The sequence below is a fragment of the Lentzea sp. NPDC059081 genome, assembly GCF_042738015.1.
GTDB lineage: Bacteria > Actinomycetota > Actinomycetes > Mycobacteriales > Pseudonocardiaceae > Lentzea.
Genome location: NZ_JBHYGW010000022.1, coordinates 93,178 through 113,023, shown reverse-complemented (window position 1 = coordinate 113,023; position 19,846 = coordinate 93,178). Strand labels below are relative to the sequence as shown.

14 protein-coding genes and 1 pseudogene are annotated in these 19,846 nt (G+C 68.1%); 8 read left to right on the top strand and 7 right to left on the bottom strand.

Annotation, left to right across the window (positions count from 1 at the left end):
• Positions 1-7: 7 nt before the first annotated feature.
• From ACFWV3_RS34850 to secA2, 3 genes are all read left to right on the top strand, one after another.
• Complete coding sequence (locus tag ACFWV3_RS34850) at positions 8-1,306, top strand: MFS transporter (protein WP_382417733.1); 1,299 nt, start codon at positions 8-10, stop codon at positions 1,304-1,306.
• Positions 1,307-1,390: 84 nt separating this feature from the next.
• Positions 1,391-2,221: an oxidoreductase gene (locus tag ACFWV3_RS34845; protein ID WP_382417731.1), complete on the top strand. Its 831-nt coding sequence runs from the start codon at positions 1,391-1,393 to the stop codon at positions 2,219-2,221.
• Between the two features lie 102 nt (positions 2,222-2,323).
• A complete protein-coding gene (gene secA2 / locus ACFWV3_RS34840) occupies positions 2,324-4,609 on the top strand; it encodes an accessory Sec system translocase SecA2 (protein ID WP_382417730.1) in 2,286 nt (761 codons plus the stop codon).
• Positions 4,610-4,612: 3 nt separating this feature from the next.
• Here secA2 and ACFWV3_RS34835 read toward each other — a convergent pair whose 3' ends face one another.
• The 5 genes from ACFWV3_RS34835 to ACFWV3_RS34815 form a co-directional block, all read right to left on the bottom strand.
• The gene (locus tag ACFWV3_RS34835) at positions 4,613-4,873 is read right to left on the bottom strand and encodes a hypothetical protein (RefSeq protein ID WP_382417767.1); all 261 of its coding nucleotides are present in this window, start codon (positions 4,871-4,873) and stop codon (positions 4,613-4,615) included.
• Positions 4,874-4,916: 43 nt separating this feature from the next.
• Entirely contained in the window at positions 4,917-6,029 is a 1,113-nt protein-coding gene (locus ACFWV3_RS34830; RefSeq protein WP_382417729.1) for an aromatic ring-hydroxylating dioxygenase subunit alpha, read from the bottom strand.
• Positions 6,026-7,132 carry an N-methyl-L-tryptophan oxidase gene (solA, locus tag ACFWV3_RS34825; protein WP_382417727.1) on the bottom strand — a complete coding sequence of 369 codons (1,107 nt, stop codon included), beginning with the start codon at positions 7,130-7,132 and terminating at the stop codon, positions 6,026-6,028. Before solA ends, ACFWV3_RS34830 begins: the two co-directional genes overlap by 4 nt.
• Before the next feature lies 1 nt (position 7,133).
• A complete protein-coding gene (locus tag ACFWV3_RS34820; protein ID WP_382417725.1) occupies positions 7,134-9,500 on the bottom strand; it encodes an FAD-dependent oxidoreductase in 2,367 nt (788 codons plus the stop codon).
• Positions 9,501-10,214: 714 nt separating this feature from the next.
• Positions 10,215-10,985 (bottom strand): IclR family transcriptional regulator, encoded by a 771-nt coding sequence (locus ACFWV3_RS34815; RefSeq protein ID WP_382417723.1) that lies wholly within the window; start codon positions 10,983-10,985, stop codon positions 10,215-10,217.
• A gap of 120 nt (positions 10,986-11,105) precedes the next feature.
• Between ACFWV3_RS34815 and ACFWV3_RS34810 the strand changes: the two genes are divergently transcribed.
• The 5 genes and pseudogenes from ACFWV3_RS34810 (at position 11,106) to ACFWV3_RS34790 (ending at position 17,026) form a co-directional block, all read left to right on the top strand.
• Complete coding sequence (locus ACFWV3_RS34810; protein ID WP_382417721.1) at positions 11,106-11,426, top strand: bifunctional 3-phenylpropionate/cinnamic acid dioxygenase ferredoxin subunit; 321 nt, start codon at positions 11,106-11,108, stop codon at positions 11,424-11,426.
• The gene (locus ACFWV3_RS34805; RefSeq protein ID WP_382417719.1) at positions 11,423-12,538 is read left to right on the top strand and encodes an NAD(P)/FAD-dependent oxidoreductase; all 1,116 of its coding nucleotides are present in this window, start codon (positions 11,423-11,425) and stop codon (positions 12,536-12,538) included. Before ACFWV3_RS34810 ends, ACFWV3_RS34805 begins: the two co-directional genes overlap by 4 nt.
• A gap of 48 nt (positions 12,539-12,586) precedes the next feature.
• Positions 12,587-14,082: pseudogene (locus ACFWV3_RS34800) on the top strand (aldehyde dehydrogenase family protein).
• Positions 14,079-15,554: a GMC family oxidoreductase gene (locus ACFWV3_RS34795; RefSeq protein WP_382417717.1), complete on the top strand. Its 1,476-nt coding sequence runs from the start codon at positions 14,079-14,081 to the stop codon at positions 15,552-15,554. Before ACFWV3_RS34800 ends, ACFWV3_RS34795 begins: the two are co-directional and overlap by 4 nt.
• Positions 15,551-17,026, top strand: a complete 1,476-nt coding sequence (locus ACFWV3_RS34790) for an APC family permease (protein ID WP_382417715.1) — start codon at positions 15,551-15,553, stop codon at positions 17,024-17,026. Before ACFWV3_RS34795 ends, ACFWV3_RS34790 begins: the two co-directional genes overlap by 4 nt.
• Here ACFWV3_RS34790 and ACFWV3_RS34785 read toward each other — a convergent pair.
• Both ACFWV3_RS34785 and ACFWV3_RS34780 read right to left on the bottom strand, forming a co-directional pair.
• Complete coding sequence (locus ACFWV3_RS34785; RefSeq protein ID WP_382417713.1) at positions 17,003-18,556, bottom strand: helix-turn-helix domain-containing protein; 1,554 nt, start codon at positions 18,554-18,556, stop codon at positions 17,003-17,005. The genes ACFWV3_RS34790 and ACFWV3_RS34785 overlap by 24 nt on opposite strands.
• Positions 18,553-19,845: an MFS transporter gene (locus ACFWV3_RS34780; RefSeq protein ID WP_382417711.1), complete on the bottom strand. Its 1,293-nt coding sequence runs from the start codon at positions 19,843-19,845 to the stop codon at positions 18,553-18,555. Before ACFWV3_RS34780 ends, ACFWV3_RS34785 begins: the two co-directional genes overlap by 4 nt.
• Between the last annotated feature and the right edge of the window lies 1 nt (position 19,846).

The following is a 19,846-nucleotide window of genomic DNA, read 5'->3' as shown; positions in this document are numbered from 1 at the left end:
AGAAGTTGTGGTCAGTGTCGCCCCGACTGAAAAGAAGACCCTGCGCAGGCTGATGGCGGCCGGGCTCGTGGGCTCCAGCATCGAGTGGTACGACTTCTTCATCTACGCGACCGCAGCGGCGCTGGTGTTCCCGAAGCTGTTCTTCCCCGAGGCCACGCCGATCGTCGGGTTGCTGCTGTCGTTCAGCACGTTCTGGGCGGGCTTCGTCGCGCGCCCGATCGGTGGCCTGGTGTTCGGCCACGTCGGCGACAAGGTCGGCCGCAAGCCCGCGCTCGTCATCTGCCTGGCGATGATGGCGAGCGCCACGTTCCTGATCGGCCTGTTACCGACGTCGTCGAGCATCGGCGTCGGCGCACCCCTGCTGCTCGTGCTGCTGCGCTTCCTGCAGGGCATCGCGGTCGGCGGGCAGTGGGGCGGCGTGGTCCTGCTGCTGACCGAGTCGGCGGGTGAGAACCGGCGCGGCTTCGCGGGCACGTTCGGCCAGGCCGGCGTGCCGATCGGCGTGTTCCTGGGCAACGTCGCGTTCATCCTGGCGTCGACGACGATGTCGGCGCAGGCGTTCGCGTCGTGGGGCTGGCGCGTGCCGTTCCTGGCCTCGGCACTGCTGTTCCCAGTCGTCCTCTTCATCCAGCTCAAGGTCGAGGACAGCCCGGTGTTCCGCGAGATGCAGCAACGCCGCGCCGACGCACCCGCCGTCGCCCACGCACCGCTGACGGAAGTCCTGCGCACGCACCGCAAGCCGATCCTGCTGGGCGCGGGCCTGATGTTCGCGTCCAACGCGATCTTCTACGTGTCGATCGCCGGCGTGCTCTCCTACGCCACGACGACGCTGGGCCTGACGCGCGACTCCGTGCTCATCGTCAGCCTGCTCTCCTCGGTCGTGAGCATCCCGGTGATCCTCTACGCGGGCCACCTGTCCGACCGCATGGGCCGCCGGCCGCTGATCATCGCGGGCTCCATCGGCCTGATCGTGTGGGCGTTCCCGTACTTCCTGCTCGTGGACACGGCGTCGTTGTTGTTGCTGTTCGTCGCCACGACGGTCGGTGGCGTCGCGTCCTCTCTCGTGTACGGACCCATCGCCGCGTACCTGGGTGAGCTGTTCGAGCCGCACGTGCGGTACTCGGGCGCCTCTCTCGCGTACCAGCTGGCGTCGATCCTCGTCAGTGGCGGCACTCCGGTCATCATGACGGCGCTGCTGGGGTGGACGGCGACGTCCATGTCGGTGTCGGCGTTCCTGTGCCTGATGGGCGTGGTGACGCTGTACTCGGTGCTGAAGCTGCCGGAGACGCATCCGGCGAAGGCGTGATGGTCGTTTGACCACGTTTCTCCCTCGGGCACCACCGGCAACCCTCAGTCAGACTGACGAGGAACCGACCGAGGAGATGACGGCGTGTCCGACAGGGTATGGATGGTCACCGGCGCCAACAGCGGTCTCGGCCGCGCCATCGCCGAGGCCGCGATCGGGGCCGGTGACCGCGTCGTGGCCGCCGCGCGCCGGACGGAGACGCTCGACGACCTGGTGCGGGCCCACCCGCGCCAGGTCGTCCCCGTCCAGCTGGACGTGACCGACCACGAGGCCATCCGGACGACCGTTGCCAACGTCATCGCCGAAGAAGGGCGGATAGACGTCCTCGTCAACAACGCGGGCCGTATGCACGTGGGGTCCGTGGAGGAGACCACGGACGCGGAGTTGCGCGATCTCTTCGAGGTGCACGTGTTCGGGCCGGCGGCACTCATCAGGGCCGTGCTGCCGCACATGCGCGCACGGCGCGAGGGGGCCATCGTGCAGGTGAGCAGCCTTGGCGGGCAGCTGTCGTACGGCGGGTTCGCGGCGTTCAGCGCGTCCAAGTTCGCGCTTGAAGGCCTGTCGGAGGCGCTCGACGACGAGGTGAAGGAGTTCGGGATCAAGGTGCTGATCGCCGAACCCGGCTCGTTCCGCACGAACCTGCTGCGCGGCTACACCGAGTCCCGGCGGACCGAGGTCTACGCGGAGTCGTCCGGCAAGACCCGCAAGTTCATCGACGTGCGCGACGGTCAGCAGCCCGGTGACCCCGCGAAGGCCGCCGCCGCGATCCTCACCGCCCTCGACGCCGCGGAGACGCCGTTGCGGCTGCCGCTGGGCGGTGACGCGGTGGACGGCGTGCTCGCCCACCTCGACCAGGTGCGGGCCGGGGTCGAGCTGTGGGAGAAGGTCTCGCGCGAGACCGACTTCGACCGCTGAACTGCGCAAACGCACCCGAACCGGCAGTAAATCCGGACAAAACGATCCTTCACAGTCAAGACCTCTGCGGAACCCCGGAGCGATGCCGTACGTTGCTGCGTCGTGACCACTCTCATGGCGCGCTTCAAGCAGCGGATGCGTCGGTTCGCCCAGAAACCGGCGTCGGTTGACCTCGCCCCGTTCCAGGCTCTGCTCGCGGACGTGGAGAAACACGCTGACGCGTTCAAGGCGTTCAGCGACGAGGAGCTGACGGAACACGCGAAGAAGCTGCGCGAGGAGAGCACGGACACCGAGCTCGTCGCCCTCACCAGAGAGGCCGCCGAGCGCGCCATCGGGCAGCGTCCGTTCGACGTGCAGGTGCTGGGCGCGCTGGGCATGCTCAGCGGGCTCGTCGTCGAGATGGCGACCGGTGAGGGCAAGACGCTCGCGGGCGCCATGGCCGCGGCCGGGTTCGCCGTCAAGGGCAAGCGCGTCCACGTGGTCAGCGTCAACGACTACCTCGCCCAGCGCGACGCGGAGTGGATGGGCCCGCTGTACCGGCTGCTCGGCGTCACGGTCGGCTGGATCAACGGCAGCTCGAAGGCCGAGGAGCGCCGCGAGGCCTACAAGTGCGAGGTCACGTACGCGCCGGTCAGCGAGATCGGTTTCGACGTGCTGCGCGACCGGATCGTCACGAGCCCCGACGACCTCATCGTGCCCGAGCCGGAGGTCGCCCTGATCGACGAGGCCGACTCGGTGCTCGTCGACGAGGCGCGCGTGCCGCTCGTGCTCGCCGGCTCGACCAGCGCGGAGGCGGCCGACCCGGTCATCGCCGACCTGGTGAAGCGCCTGCGGCAGAACCTGCACTACGAGATCGACGACGAGGAGCGCAACGTCTTCCTCACGGGCGCGGGCTCCGAGGCCGTCGAGCGCGCTCTCGGCGAGATCGACCTGTATTCGCAGGAGCACGTCACCTCGACGCTGTCGAAGGTCAACGTCGCCCTGCACGCCCAGGTGCTGCTGCACCGCGACGTCGACTACATCGTCCGCGACGGCAAGGTGCACCTGATCAACGACACCCGCGGCCGCGTCGCGAAGCTGCAGCGGTGGCCGGACGGCCTGCAGGCCGCGGTCGAGGCCAAGGAGAACGTCCAGACGACCGAGTCGGGCGAGATCCTCGACTCGATGACGGTGCAGGCGCTGCTCTCCCGCTACCCGACGCGCTGCGGCATGACCGGTACCGCCGTCGCCGTCGCGGAGACCCTGCGCGAGTTCTACGAGCTCGAGGTGCTCGTGATCCCGCCGAACAAGGAGAACATCCGCGAGGACGAGCACTTCCGCCTCTACGCGACGCTGGAGCAGAAGGAAGAGGCGATCGTCGAGGAGATCAAGACCGTCCACGAGACCGGGCGGCCGATCCTCGTCGGCACGCTCGACGTCGCGGAGTCGGAGCGGATCTCCTCGAAGCTGCGCGACGCCGGCATCGAGTGCGTGGTGCTGAACGCGAAGAACGACGCCGAGGAGGCGTCGATCATCGCCGACGCCGGCTCGTACCAGCGCGTCACCGTCTCCACGCAGATGGCCGGTCGCGGCACGGACATCCGCCTCGGCGGCCACGAGGGCGAGGACCACGACCGGATCGCCGAGCTGGGCGGCCTGTACGTGATCGGCACCGGACGCCACTCGTCGTCACGACTGGACGACCAGCTGCGCGGCCGCGCCGGACGTCAGGGCGACCCCGGCGGCTCGGTGTTCTTCTCCTCCATGCACGACGACCTCGTCACGCAGTACGCGCCGGACGCCGAGGACCCGTCCGAAGTGGACGAAGACGGCCGCGTGCGCGACAAGGGCCTGCTGCACACCTTCGAGCACGCGCAGCGCGTCGCCGAGGGCGTGAACCTGGAGATCCACCGCAACACCTGGCGCTACAACAAGCTCATCGAGCACCAGCGCGAGATCCTGCTCAAGCACCGCGACGTCGTCATGCGCACGGACGCGGCGTTCGAGAAGGTCGGCGAGAAGGAAGGCGTGTCCGACGAGGTGGCCGGCGACGCCGCCCGCAAGATCACGCTGTTCTTCCTCGACGACCTGTGGACGCACCACCTGACGTTCCTGTCGGACCTGCGCGAGGGCATCCACCTGCGTGCGCTGGCACGGCAGAACCCGTTGGACGAGTTCCACCGCGAGGCCATCCCGGCGTTCAACAAGATCGTGCCGGAGTCGTGGGAGCTCACCAGGGAGAAGTACGAGGCGGCGACCATCACCGACGACGGCTACGACCTCGCCGACGCCGGGGTGAAGCGCCCGAGCTCGACGTGGACGTACCTGGTGCACGACAACCCCTTCGGCTCCGGGCTGGAGGAGTCGATGAAGGGTCTCGTGAAGATGGTGCGCGGCCAGCGCCGCTGACCGTCAGCCGTTCGCGATCAGATCGTCAGCGGGTCTGGCCTGCCGGGGCACCACCCCGGCCGGTCTGGCCCCGCTCGCCGACGTGGTCATCTCCTCGGAGAGCGCTCTGATCTCCGCGAGGATGTCCAGGTGCTCTTGCGACGGCGGTGGTCCCACGAAGTTGGACCTGTTGTGCGCCGTCCGTTCCGCCCGCTCGGCCAACTGCCGGATGCGGCGGAGGAGATCGTGCTCCCCGTCCGGGAGCAAGCAGTCCGTCTGCTCCATCACCCGTGCAAGCTTTCGCGTGCACGGGTGATAGGTCGATCCCCTAGTCGGCTGATTCCAGTTTCTGGACCAGCCACGCGTGGAACCCGCCGATGTGGTGCTCCGAGGGCACCAGCACTCCGCCCTGCGCGTAGGCGCGGGAGGCCATCGCGGGCTGACATCGCTCGCAGGCTTCGAAGTCCTGTTCGTTCACCCGGTGGAACAGCTCGACCGAGCGAGAGACATCACGGCCGGTGTCGACGACTTCCCTGGCGTAGAGCCAGTCGCACTCCACGACCGTCCGGTCGACGGCCACCGGGTACATGCGGTGCAGGATCACGTGGTCCGGCACGAGGTTGATGAACACCTGTGGTTTGACCGTGATGGCGTAGTACTTCCTGTCGCGTTCCTCTTCCAGGCTGGAGAGTTTCTCGAAGCCCTCGCTGCCGTCGACCGTGAAGCCCTGGATCTCGTCACCGAACTCGGCGCCGTGCCCGACGTAGTACTGGGCCGCGTAGCCGTCGGCGAACTCGGGCAGGACCTCGGTGAGCTCGGGGTGGATCGTCGCGCAGTGGTAGCACTCCATGAAGTTCTCGATGATCAGCTTCCAGTTGGCCTTCACGTCGTAGACGATTCGTTTGCCCACGGACAACTCGTCGATCTCGTACCCGTCGATGGCGTCCAGGCTGCCGAGGCGTTCGGTCACCGCGCTGAGGACGTCGTCCTCAAAGCTCGGAGGACTCTCGGCGAGATTCACCCACGCGTACCCGAGCCACTCGCGCAGATGCACCTTCGTCAGTCCGTACTCAACGCGATCGATGTCCGGCATTGAGGTGAGATTGGGTGCGGCAATCAGTTTTCCGTCCAACGCGTACGTCCAGGCGTGGTAAGGGCACTGGAACGCCCGTTTGACGCTGCCGGCGTCGTCGACGCAGATGCGCGCGCCGCGGTGGCGGCACACGTTGAGGAACGCGTTGAGCGCTCCGGTGCGGTCGCGGGCGATGAGCACGCTCTCGCGTCCCACCTGCACGGTGCGGAAGTCGCCTGGCTTCGCGAGGTCGCTGGACTTGACCGCGCAGAACCACATCTTCTCGAAGATCTCCGCCTGTTCCTGCGCGAAGATCGCGGGGTCGGTGTAGTAGCGGCCCTCAAGGGTGGAGATCAGGCTGCCGGTCATGCTCCGCCTCTCAAGCGAGCAGGGTCGAAAAGGGCGATCGGGTGCCGCGTGGCCCCGTCGGTCGTGAGGTCGGCCAGGATCTCGCCGACGACGGGCGTGAACTTGAACCCGTGCCCGGAGAAACCGCACGCCACGGTCACGTTCTCGTGCTCGGGGTGGCGGGCGATGACGAAGTGCCGGTCGGCGGTGTTGGTGTACAGGCAGGTCGCGCCGCGCTGGTACGTCCCGGCGATGCCGGGCATCGGTCGTGCGGTGGCGTCCACCATGGCTTCGACCTCGTGGTCGTGCACCGTGCGGTCGATCGTGTCGGCCGTGCACGGGTCGCCGCCGGTGTGGAACGCGACCTTCACCGCGCCGTCGATGCGGGGGAAGCCGTAGAAGCCGCGGCCGTCCGCGGGGTCCCAGATGTAGACGGGGTGGTCGTCGAAGTCGCCGGTGGGCGTGAAGTAGTGCTGGACGGCTCGTTCGACCTCGAACGGGATTTCCAGGTCCCGCAACAACTCCGGCGCCCACGCTCCCGGACACACGACGACGTGCTCGGCTTCGTAAGTCGCCAGCGCCGTGGTGACGCGGCCCTGTTCCCAGTGCTTTACCGATTCCTCGAAGTGCAGCTCAGCGCCCGCTCGCCGCGCCAGTTCGAGGTGAGCGCGCACCGCCGCCTCCGGCACGACGAACCCCGCGCCCTCCTCGTACAGCGCGACCTCGTCCGCCTCGGGACGCAGGGTGGGGAAACGTTTGCGGGTCTCGTGCGCGTCGAGCAGCTCGTGCTTCAGCCCGTACTGCTCGGCACTCGCCCGGCTGCCGCTGATCGTGTCGCTGTCCGGCGGGCCGACGATGACGCCGCCGACGCGGTGGAAGATCCGCTCGCCGCTGTCCTGCTCGATCTGGTCCCACATCTCGTGGGCGCGCAGCAGCAGCGGCACGTACGCGGGGTCCTCGAAGTAGGCCTGCCGCGTGATGCGCGACCCGCCGTGGCTCGACCCCAGCGTGTGCGCGGGCGTGAACTTCTCCAGCCCCAGCACCTTCAAGCCGCGCCGGGCGAGCCGGTACGCGGCGGCACCGCCCATGCCGCCGAGCCCGATGACGATGACGTCGTAGGCCACGTCAGGCCCTGAGCCGCTTCATCTCGGGGTCGAACAACGGCTCCCGCGCCGGCCGCGCGGTGACCTTGCGCCCGAAGTACTCGATCTCCACCTCGTCGTCGATCTCGCTGGGCAGCCAGGCGTAGGCGATGTTGAGGCCGGTCGTGTACCCGTAGGCGGCACTCGTGACGTACCCGACCGGTTCTCCCTGGTGGTACACGGGTTCGCTGCCCATCACGACGTCGTGCGGGTCGTCGATCGTGAGGCAGGTGAGCTTCTTGGTGGACGTGAGGTTGTGCAGCGCCTCCTTGCCGAGGAAGTCCTTGTCCTGCCGGACCGCGAACCCGAGCCCCGCCTCGAACGGGTCGTGCTCCGTCGTCACGTCGGTGCCCCACGACCGGTAGCCCTTCTCCAGCCGCAGGCTGTTGAACGCCCCGCGCCCGGCGGCGATGACGCCGTGCTCCTGCCCCGCCTCCCACAGCGTGTCCCAGAGCTTCGGGCCCAGGTCGGCCGTGGTGTACAGCTCCCAGCCGAGTTCGCCCACATAGGACAGTCGCAGCGCGGTCACCGGAACGTTCTTGATGAACGCCCTCTGCGCGGTGAAGTACCCCTTCTGCGTGTCGAGCGTGTGTGCGACACCGTCGAGCAGATCGCGCGCTTTCGGCCCCCACAAACCGATGCAGCACGTTCCCGGCGTGATGTCCTTGACGTGGACGCCTTCCGGCGCGTGCCGGGTGAGCCATTCGAGGTCGAGGTTGCCGTTGGCGCCGACCTGGAAGGTGGTGCGGTCGAGCCGCGCGATCGTGAGGTCGCTGCGCACCCCGCCCTGCTCGTCGAGCAGCAGCGTGTAGACGACGGCACCGGGCTTGCGGTTGAGGTTGTTGGTCGTCATGCGCTGCAGGAACTCCAACGCCCCCGTCCCGCTGACCTCCAGCCGCTTCAACGGCGTCATGTCGAACATCGCCACCCGCTTGCGCGTCACGAGCGCCTCGGCCCCGCAGATCGGCGACCAGAACCGGCCCGCCCACTCGTTGCGTTCGGGCACCTCCGCGACCTCGGGCAGGTCCGCGTTGGCCTCGTACCAGTGCGGCCGCTCCCACCCGGACGCCTCCAGGAAGAACGCCCCGAGCTCTTTCTGCCGCTCGTAGAACGGACTGGTGCGGATCGGCCGCGGACTCTCCATGGGCTGCAACGGGTGCAGCAGGTCGTAGACCTCGACGAAGTTCTGGCAGCTGCTCTCCAGCACGAAGTCCGGCGCCAGCTGCACCTGCTCGAACCGCCCGAGGTCACTGGAGTGCAGGTCCAGCTCGGGCTGCCCGTCGACGATCCACTCGGCCACCGACCGCGCGACCCCGGCGGAGTGCGTGATCCACACCGCCTCGGCCACCCAGAACCCGCTCAACCCCGGATGCTCCCCCAGCAACGGCATCCCGTCGCTGGTGAACGAGAACAGCCCGTTGAACCCGTGGTCGACCCCGGCCTCGGCCAGCGCGGGAATGAGGTCCACCGCCGCCTCCCAGGACGGCTCGAAGTCCTCCTTGGTGAACGGCAGCTCCGACCCGGTGATGTCCTGGGCCCTGATCGGCATGGGCTTGTGCCCGTAGGCCCCGATCCCGACGGCCCGCCCGTGCGACCGGAAGTACAGATCGGCTTCCTGGTGCCGCAGGATCGGCTGCCGCGCCAACGCTTCCACCGACGCGTCCACTTCCCCGGTGAACGCGTACTGGTGCGCCATCGGCACCAGCGGAACGGTCAACCCGACCATCTCCCCCAGCACCGGCCCCCACATCCCGGCACACGACACGACGATGTCAGCGGCAAACGTCTCACTCTCGGTCCGCACCCCGGCAACCCGATCGCCCGCAGTCTCCACCGCGACAACCTTCTGCCCGAACACGAACCGAGCCCCGCGCTCAGTCGCCCGCCGAGCCTGCACCTCAGCGGCCAGCACCGGCTTGGCCAGCCCATCACTGGGAATCAAGAACCCGCCGAGCACCTGCTCCCGATCCAGCAGGGGGTACAGCCGAGCCACCTCGTCCGCGTCCACCAGCCGGCTCTCCACGCCCCACGACGTGGCCCACCCGTGCCGCCGAGCCAGATCAGCGAGCCGAGCCTCACTGGTGGCGATCTCCAGCCCGCCGATCTGCTCGAAGCACCCGAGCGCCGTGTACTTCTCCACCGTGTACCGCGCGAACTGAGTCATGCTCCGACACGAGTTCGTCTGAAAAACCAACCCGGGCGCATGACCGCTGGACCCACCAGCCGCCAGCCCATCAGCCTGCTCCAACACCGTGACGTCGGTGAATCCTCGTTCGGTGAGCTCGTCGGCCAACGCACACCCGACGATCCCCGCCCCCACCAGCACCACGCGAGGCACTTCACCAGGCATCAGGACACCCCTTCGCCGCCGTTGCGTGGAACGGAACCCGTTCCGCCATCAGCAACAAAGTGCGGCCAGCGAGACCGGCTGTCAATACTGCCGTTCGGGCGCGAGACGTCCGGCTCCCACCAGAACCGGTCATTGCGGGACGTTCCGCAGGCTCCAGTCGCACAAGGCGTCCGAGACCGCCCATGGCGAGGACGACCCACGCCCACCTGGGACGACGTCGTCAACCTGGCCGAGAAGGGGCCCGCACTCCTAGCGTCCGCCGACCGGGAGCCGGAGGCGGGAGGCGGCAGACAGATCGGGCAACGCGATGCCGAAGGCGAGCAGTAACAACCCCCGCACTCCCACAACCGCGATGCCGAAGGCGAGCCGTGCAGACCTGACGCCGATGGGTAGCGGTGCACCCACTCGTGGTTAGGCGATTGGGGCTTGACTTTGGGTGCGAGGTGCTACCACTAGTGGATCGGCCGGTTGCGAAGCATCCGGCCTTTTCCGGCCGAACCAGCGCCTCGCAAGGGCCCCGAAGTCAAGCCCCAATCGCGGATCGTCGCGGAGCGGCGATGAACCCAGTCTTTCGTCCGAGGTGCACGCCCACGCTGGAACAGCCACGAAACCGCAACGGCGACCACGCTGGAACAAGCACCCGACCGCAAGGACGACCACGCTGGAACCAGCACCAGACCGCAACGGCGACCACGCTGGAACCAACACCAAAACTCACCCAGCAAAATACCCCAACTGAGCCGACAACTCCCCAGCAGCAGAAGTCATAGCCGGAACAATCTCCAAAACCCGCTCCCGACTCAACCGATAAGAAGGCCCAGAAGCACTCATGGCGGCCACAACCTCCCCCCGATGCCCCCGCACCGGCACGGCCACCGCATGCAACCCCAGCTCCAGCTCCTCAAAACAAGCCGCATACCCCTGAGAAGACACAACATCCAACTCAGCCAACAACCGATCAGCATCAACAACGGTGTTGACCGTATAAGAATCCAACGACAAAGAAGCCAACCGCTTACGTTCATCAACAGCCAAGTAAGCCAACAAAACCTTACCGGACGAAGTCGCGTGCAACGGCGTCCGCTGCCCGATCCAGTTGACCGCGGAAACAGCCGCCGACCCACGAGCTTGAGTGATGTTGATAGCCACCCCGGCGTCATGCACAGCGATGTTCACGGTCTCACCGAACGCATCGGCAAGAGACTGACAAACAGGCTGCCCGAGCTTGGTCAGGTCCATCCGCCCGGTAGCCGCCCCGGCCAGCCGCACGACCCCGAAACCGATCGCGTACTTCCCCCGCTCCCCGAGCTGCTCGACGAGCCCGCGCGACTCGAGCACGGACACGAGTCTGGAGACCGTGGACTTGTGCACGCCCAGCTCACCCGCGATCTCGGTGATGCCGGCCTCGCCCTGGGCGAGGAGTTCGAGCACGCTGATGGCCCTGTCCACGGACTGCACCTGAGCTGCCGAGTCGGAGTTGCTCATCGCGCAACAGTATCCGGCAGGTAAAACAGGCCGCTCGACCTCTTGACGGCGCGTCGCGAGAGCCGCACATTGTGTTGCGTCATTCGGAACGTGTGCCGTGTCACGCAACGGAGGCCGACGATGATCCGCGCCTGCGCTCTCATGGACCTGCCCGCGGGGGAGGCCGTTCGCGTCGTCGGTCCCCACGTGCCGATCGCGGTGTTCAACGCCGACGGCGTCCTGTACGCGGTCGACGACACCTGCACCCACCAGGACGCCTCGCTCAGCGAGGGGTGGCTGGAGGGCTGTTTCGTCGAGTGCCCGCTGCACGCCGCGAGCTTCGACCTGCGCACCGGCGAACCCACCTGTCTGCCCGCCAAAAGGCCGGTGAGGACCTACCCCGTTCTTGTGGAGGATGGAGTGGTCTATGTCGATGTCGAGGTGAACAAGGACGTGGCGTGAGGACGATCGCGATCATCGGTGCATCACTCGCCGGTTTGAGGTCGGCGCAGGCACTGCGCCAGCAGGGGTTCGACGGACGGCTCGTCGTCATCGGCGACGAGGTCCACCTCCCCTACGACCGGCCTCCTCTCTCGAAGGACTTCCTGCTCGGCAAGGTCGAGGCCGTACCGCTGGCGGACCAGGAGGACCTCGACGCGCTCGACGCCGAGTGGCGTCTGGGCGTCCAGGCGACCGGGCTGCTCTCCACCCGGGAGATCGCCCTGAGCGACAGCACGACGGTCGAGGCCGACGGCGTCGTCATCGCGACGGGCGGCATCCCGCGCACGATTCCCGGCGCGCACGTGCTGCGCACGCTCGACGACGCCATCAAGCTCCGCGAGGCGTTCGCCGGGGCTCAGAGCGTCGGGGTCATCGGGGCGGGGTTCATCGGCGCGGAGATCGCGTCGAGTGCGCGTGCGCTGGGCAAGGAAGTCACCGTCGTCGAGGCGTTGCCGGCACCGCTCATCCGTGTACTGGGTGAGGAGATGGGCGCTGCAGTTGGACTACTGCACGGCGACCATGGATCAACGTTGATTACGGGCGTCAATGTTGACTCGGTCAACGTTGACGGCGGAATCAACCATGGAATCAACCTCAGTGATGGACGCAAGGTGGACGCGGACGTCGTCGTCGCCGGCATCGGCGTCCGTCCGGCGACGGACTGGCTCGTGGGCGGACCCGTCCAGGTCGACAACGGCGTCGTGTGCGACGCGGGCGGGGTGACGGCTGTGAAGAACATCGTGGCCGTCGGCGACGTCGCGAACTGCGCGGGCGTCCGGGCCGAGCACTGGACGTCCGCGACCGAGCAGGCGCAAATCGCGACTCGCAACTTGCTGGCGGGCGAGACGGTCGCCACGCACACCAACGGCGGCTACGTCTGGTCCGACCAGTACGGGGTGCGAATCCAGTTCATCGGGCGAGCGACGCGTGACGTTCGCGTCGAAGACGGGTCAATCGAGGACAGGAAGTTCGTGGCGACGTACCGAGACGGCGACAACGGAGACGATGTCGTCGGGATCGTCGCGATGAGCAACGCGCGGCTGTTCACCCGGCTGCGCAGGAACCTGAAGTAGGAGACGGTCGTCACGGTTTGAAACCCACCGGCGACCGGCTACACCCCGATGTCCTTCGTGGACGGACGAACAGGGAGGCGCCCGTGTCGCCGGTGCGGCAGATCATCAACCCCTACGACCGCAGTGTTCTCACCGAGGTCGAGGACCAAACCCGCGACCAGGCGATCGCCGCGATCGAGAAGGCCAGAAACGCCTTCGACCACGGCGACTGGCAGCACTCCGCCCCCGAACACCGCGCCGCCGTGCTGAACCACGTCGCGGACCTCCTGGAGCGCGACAAGGAGGACATCGCCCGCACCGAGACGCTCGACACCGGCAAGACGCTGGTGGAGAGCAGGATCGACGTGGACGACGTCGTCGCCGTGTTCCGCTACTACGGCAACCTCGCCGGGCTGCTGCACCCGAAGATCGTGCAGGGCGCCCCGGCGGACGTGATCAGCCGCATCGACTACGAACCGGTCGGCGTCTGCGGCATGATCGCGCCCTGGAACTACCCGCTGCTGCAGATCTCCTGGAAGATCGCGCCGGCCCTGCTCGCGGGCAACACGCTCGTCGCGAAGCCCAGCGAGATCACGCCGCTCACCACCATCAAGCTCTTCGAGCTGCTGGCGGAGGCCGGCCTCCCGGACGGCGTCGCGAACCTCGTCCTCGGCACCGGGCCCGAGGTCGGCGCGCCGCTGAGCGAGCACCCGGACGTCGACCTGGTCTCGTTCACCGGCAGCCTCGCCACCGGTCAGCGGATCATGGCGTCGGCGGCGAAGACCGTGAAGAAGGTCGCGCTCGAACTGGGCGGCAAGAACCCGAACATCGTCTTCGCGGACGCCGACCTCGACACCGCCGTCGACTACGCGCTCACGGCCGCGTTCTTCCACGCCGGCCAGGTCTGCTCGTCGGGCACGCGGCTCATCGTGCACAGCAGCGTCTACGACGACTTCGTGACCGAGGTCGCGCGCCGGGCCGACCGGATCAAGCTGGGCAACGGTTTCGACGCCGACACCGAGTCCGGGCCGCTCGTCAGCGAGGAGCACCGGGCCAAGGTCGAGAGCTACGTCGAGCTCGCGAAGCAGGAGGGCGCGACCCTCAGGGCGGGTGGCCGCCGGCCGGAGGATGCCGAGCTGCAGAACGGTTTCTTCTTCCGCCCCACCGTCTACGCGGACTGCACCAAGGACATGCGGCTCGTCCAGGACGAGACGTTCGGCCCGATCATCACGGCCGAGCGGTTCGAGTCCGAGGAGGAGGCCGTGGCGCTGGGCAACAACACCGACTACGGCCTCGCCGGCGGTGTCTGGAGCCAGGACCTCGACAAGGCGCAGCGCGTCGCGAAGAAGCTCCGGCACGGCACGGTCTGGATCAACGAGTTCGGCCCGTACCTGCCGCAGGCGGAGTGGGGCGGCTTCAAGCGCTCCGGTGTCGGCCGCGAGCTCGGCACCGCCGGTCTGCACGAGTACACCGAGCCCAAGCACGTGTACCAGAACCTCAAGCCCCAGGCCCAGAACTGGTTCGCCCGCGGCACCGGTTCCGCGCGAAAGGACTCCGCCCAGTGACCGCTTACGACTACGTCATCGTCGGAGGCGGAACAGCGGGGTGCGTCCTCGCCGCGCGGCTCACCGAGGACCCGTCCGTCACGGTCGCGGTCATCGAGGGCGGGCCGTCCGACGTCGGCGACGAGAAGATCCTCAACCTGCGCAACTGGATCAACCTGCTCGAGACCGAGTACGACTACGACTACCCGACGGTCGAGCAGCCCCGCGGCAACTCGCACATCCGGCACAGCCGCGCGAAGGTGCTCGGCGGGTGCTCCAGCCACAACACGCTGATCTGCTTCACCCCCCTGCCGCAGGACTTCGACGACTGGGGCCACGGCTGGACGTGGGACGCGATCGGCCCGTACTACGACAAGGTCCAGCTCAACATCATCCCGGTGGCGGAGAAGGACAGGAACCCGATCGCGAAGGACTTCGTGACGGCCGCTCAGGAGGCCATCGGGGTCGACGAGGTCGACGACTTCAACGCGGAGCCGTTCGAGGACGGCGTGGGCTTCTTCTCCATCGCCTACCACCCGGAGAAGAACAACCAGCGCTCGTCGGCGTCGACCGCGTACCTGCACGAGATCCTCGGCAGCCGCCGGAACCTGACGCTGCTGCTGCGCACCTGGGCGAGCAGGATCGAGTTCGACGGCACCGAGGCGATCGGGGTGCACACCGACAAGGGCTACATCGAGGCCAACAAGGAAGTGCTGCTCTGCGCGGGTGCCATCGACACCCCGCGGCTGATGATGCTGTCGGGCGTCGGCGACTCGAAGCACCTCAGGAACATCGGCATCGAACCGAAGCACGACCTGCCCGGCGTCGGCGAGAACCTGCTCGACCACCCGGAGTCGGTGATCGTCTGGGAGACCACGAAGCCGCTGCCGGAGAACTCGGTGATGGACTCCGACGCGGGCCTGTTCGTCCGGCGCGACGAGTCCGACCCCAGGCCGGACCTGATGTTCCACTTCTACCAGATTCCGTTCACCACCAACACGGAACGCCTCGGCTACCCGAAGGTGGAGCACGGCGTCTGCATGACGCCGAACATCCCGCGGCCGCACAGCAAGGGCCGCCTGTGGCTGAAGTCCAACGACCCCACCGAGAAGCCGGCGCTCGACTTCGGCTACTTCACCAACCCGGACGGCTACGACGAGCAGACCCTCGTCGACGGCTTCCGGATCGCGCGGAAGATCGCCGAGCAGGAGCCGCTCAGGTCGTGGCTGAAACGGGAGATCGCTCCCGGCCCGGACGTCACGAGCGACAAGGCGCTGTCCGAGTACGGCCGCCGGGCCGCGCACACCGTCTACCACCCGGCGGGCACGTGCGCGATCGGGTCCGTTGTGGACGGTGATCTCAAGGTGATCGGCTTGCAGGGCCTGCGGGTCGTCGACGCGTCCGTGTTCCCCACCATGCCGACCGTGAACCCGATGGTCACGGTCCTCATGATCGGAGAACGCGCCGCCGACCTGATCAAGGGGGGCGCGTGAACCTGACGGCCGAGGACAGGCTCAAAGACCTCGGGTACACGTCGGAGTTCAAGCGGGACATGAGTCCCTGGGCGAACTTCTCGCTCGGCTTCACGTACCTCTCCCCCGTGGTCAGCACGTACACGTTGTTCGGCACCGCCCTCGCCCTGGGCGGTCCGCCGATGATCTGGAGCTTCGTCGTGGCGGGCGTCGGCCAGTTCCTGGTCGCGCTGGTCTTCGGCGAACTGGTCGCGCAGTACCCGGTCGCAGGCGGCGTCTACCCGTGGGCCCGGCGGCTGTGGGGCAAGCGCTGGGCGTGGATGACCGGCTGGGTCTACATGATCGCCCTGCTGGTCACGATCGCGTCCGTCAGCTACGGCGCGGGCCCCTACCTGGCGACGCTGCTGGGCTACACCGCGACGGTCGGCAACACCGTGCTCTGCGCGGTCGCGATCATCGTGGTCTCCACGCTCATCAACTACGCCGGCACGAAGGTGCTGAGCTGGGCCGCGATCTTCGGGTTCGCCGCGGAGATCGTCGGCGCGCTCGTCGTCGGCGTCTGGCTGCTCGTCGACAACCGGATCCACGGCCTGGGCGTGCTGTTCGACAGCTTCGGCGCGGAGGGGTCCGGCAGCTACCTGCCGGCGTTCTTCGCGGCGGGCATCATCGGCCTCTACCAGTACTACGGCTTCGAGGCGTGCGGCGACACCGCGGAGGAGGTCGAGGATCCCGGCCGCGTCATTCCGAAGGCCATGCGCCGCACCATCTACATCGGCGGCGCGGCGGCCACGTTCGCGTGCCTGTCACTGCTGCTCGCGGTGCCGGACTTCGGCAGGGTCATCAGCGGTGAGGACGCCGACCCCGTCACGAACGTCCTGACGAACGCGTTCGGCCCGGTCGGGTACAAGATCGTGATCGCGGTCGTGCTGATCTCGTTCCTGTCCTGCACGATGTCGTTGCAAGCCGCGGCCAGCAGGCTGACCTACTCCTACGCCCGCGACAAGATGCTGTTCGGGCACAGGGCACTGGCGAAGTTCAACCCGAAGCGCCACATCCCGCCGTACGCGCTGGCGCTGGCCGGCGTGATCCCCGCGGTCATCGTGGTCGCGTCGATGCTCTCGACGAACGCGCTGGACAAGATCGTCTCGTTCGCGACGCTCGGCATCTACCTGGGCTTCCAGATGGTGGTGTTCGCGGCGCTGCGGGCACGGCTCAAGGGCTGGACGCCGTCGGGCGAGTTCACGCTCGGCCGCTGGGGCCTGGTCGTCAACGTCCTGGCGCTCGCGTACGGCGTCGCGGCGATGGTCAACATGGTGTGGCCGCGCACCCCGGACGCGCCGTGGTACGACAACTACGTCGTGATCCTCAGCGGCGCGCTCGTGGTCGGCATCGGCCTGGTGTACATGGTGATCGCCAAGCCGTTCGGCAACTCCGACGCTGCCGCCGGCGACGCCGTTCCTGTCGAAAGATCAGCTGTCCTGCAGGCGAAGTAGCCTCAACGCGAGCTGCACCTCCAGCACGCGGTCCGGCGTCTGCCAGTCGGCGCCGAGCAACGACGAGACCCGGTCGAGCCGTTGCGTGACCGTGTTGACGTGGAGGTGCAGCTCCGCCTTGGCACGACTGAGGTTGGCGCCGCAGCGGAAGTAGACCTCCAGCGTGTGCACGAGCTCCGTGCCGCGTTCGGTGTCGTAGTCGAGCACCGGCCCCAGCACCGACCGCACGTACCCGGACACGTCCGCGCGGTCGCCCAGCAGCACGCCGACGAACCCGAGGTCGTCCAACGTCGCCGCGTCCTTGTCCCGTCCCAGCTGCCGCAACGCCTTCAGGCACCGCCGCGCCTCCTCGAAGGCCGCCGCGATCGCCACCGGACCGGCGACCGGCCCGCACGCACCGACCGTCGCGTCCAACGCCTTCGCCACATCGCGCATCACGCCGGTGGACGACGACGGCAAGGCCAGCACGACGTCACGGCCACGCGACCCAGCCAGTCCTCTGTGGACCGACGCGTAATGCGTGGCACCGGACAGGTTCCCGTCCGCCACCAGCACGACGTGCGGCTCGGACAGCTCGACACCCACCCGCCGGGCCCGAGCCAGCAGACCGGTGGCGTCGCGGCCGTCCAGGATGTCGGTGATCAGCTCACCACGGACCTTGTTCTCCGCCTCGGCCACGGTTCGCCGCAGCAGCAACAACAACGCCGTCACCGCCGCCGACCGCTCGAACACCCGACGGTCCGCGTCGGAGAGGTCGGGACGGCCTGAGAGCGTGATCCCGCCCAGCAGCTCGGACCCCGCGAGCACCGCGCACACCCACACCTCCCCCACCAGCACCGCACGGCCGTTGGCCCGCACCGCCGGCGATGGCACGGTCTCCAGCACCTCGACCGGCCCGCCGAGCAGCTCCCCCACCGCCGCGGCCACCTCGGCCGAGGAACCGCCGCGCAGCACCAGGTCCGTGAGCCGGTCGTGGGCTTCCTCTGCGCGTTTCATGGCCTCGTTGTGCGACTGGATGGTCGCGAACAACGACGCCGTGTCGATCGCGATGGCCGCGTGGTCGGCCAGCGACTGCAGCAGGGCCACTTCCTCGGGCGGGAACTCGCGCGGGGTCCGGTCGGCCGCGTACAGCACGCCGATGACCTTCGAGTCGAGCTTCAGCGGCACGCCGAGGATCGCGGTGAGGCCCTCGTCGCGCACCGCCGAGTCGATCGGCCGGGTGTGGTTGAAGCGGGCGTCGGCGAAGTAGTCGGAGGTCGAGTACGGGCGCGCGGTCTGCGCGACCAGGCCGCCGAGTCCCTCGCCGAGCCCGAGCCGGACCTTCTGGAACAACGGCGAGAACGACCCGTCCGTCACCCTCATGTAGGTGCCGGCCGGGTCGTTCATCGACAGGTACGAGACGTCCGTCCCGAGCAGCGTCCGCGCTCTGCGCACGATCGAGCGGAGGACCGCGTCCGGGTCGCGCATGCCCGCGAGCTCGGACGCGGTCTCGAACAACGCCGCCAGTTCGGCCTCACGCCGTCGTGTCACACCCCAACCCTGTCACGTTCCTCCAGATCCGCACCACGGGTCTCCCGCGCGGCCAGCACCGCGACCACGGTCAGCACGCACATGGCCACCACGTAGATCGAGATCGGCAGCGACGACCCGTAGGCCTTCAGCAACGCCGTCGCGATCAACGGGGCCAGCGCACCGGCCGCGATCGACGCGAGCTGGTAGCCGATCGAGGCACCCGAGTACCGCACCCGCGTCCCGAACAGCTCGGAGAAGAACGCGCCCTGCGGCCCGTACATGGCGCCGTGCAGCACGAGGCCGACCGTCGTCGCCACGATGATCAGGAACGGGTTCTTGGTGTCCAGCATGGCGAAGAACGCGAACACCCACACCGCCATGCCGGCCGCGCCGACCAGGTAGACCGGCTTGCGCCCGAACCGGTCGGAGAGGTGGCCCCACACCGGGATCGTCACCAGGTGCACCGCCGAGCCGATCAGCACCGCGTTGAGCCCCACCGACTTCGACAGGCCCAGGCCGGTCGTCACGTAGACGAGGATGAACGCCGTGATCACGTAGTACGACACGTTCTCGGCGAGCCGGGCGCCCATCGCGACCAGCACCTCGCGCCAGTGGTCGCGCAGCAGTTCGAGGACCGGCGCCTTCTCCTGCTTCGGCGCCTTCTCCGCCTTCTCCTGTGCGGCCAGGAAGACCGGCGACTCGGACACCTGCAGCCGGATCCACAGCCCGATCACCACGAGCACGCCCGAGAGCAGGAACGGGATCCGCCAGCCCCACGCGAGGAAGTCCGCGTCGGACTGCACCGCGGCCAGGATCGCGAGCACGGCCGTCGCGAGCAGGTTGCCGCCCGGCGCTCCCGCCTGCGGCCACGACGCCCAGAACCCGCGGTGCTTCGCGTCCCCGTGCTCCGACACGATCAGGACGGCCCCGCCCCACTCGCCGCCGAGCGCGAAACCCTGCACCAGCCGCAGCAAAGTCAGCAGCAACGGCGCCAGGACGCCCACCGACGCGTACGTCGGCAGCACGCCCATCAGCATCGTCGCGCCACCCATCAGCAACAGCGACAGCACCAGCAGCTTCTTGCGCCCCAGCCGGTCGCCGAAGTGACCGAAGACCACGCCGCCCAACGGCCGGGCCAGGAAGCCGATCGCGTACGTGGTGAACGCGAGCAGCGTGCCCGTCAGCGGGTCTGCCGTGGGGAAGAACAGCTTGTTGAACACCAGGGCGGCCGCCGAGCCGTAGAGGAAGAAGTCGTACCACTCGACGGTCGTCCCGATGAGCGAAGCGCCTACCACCTTTTTGATCATC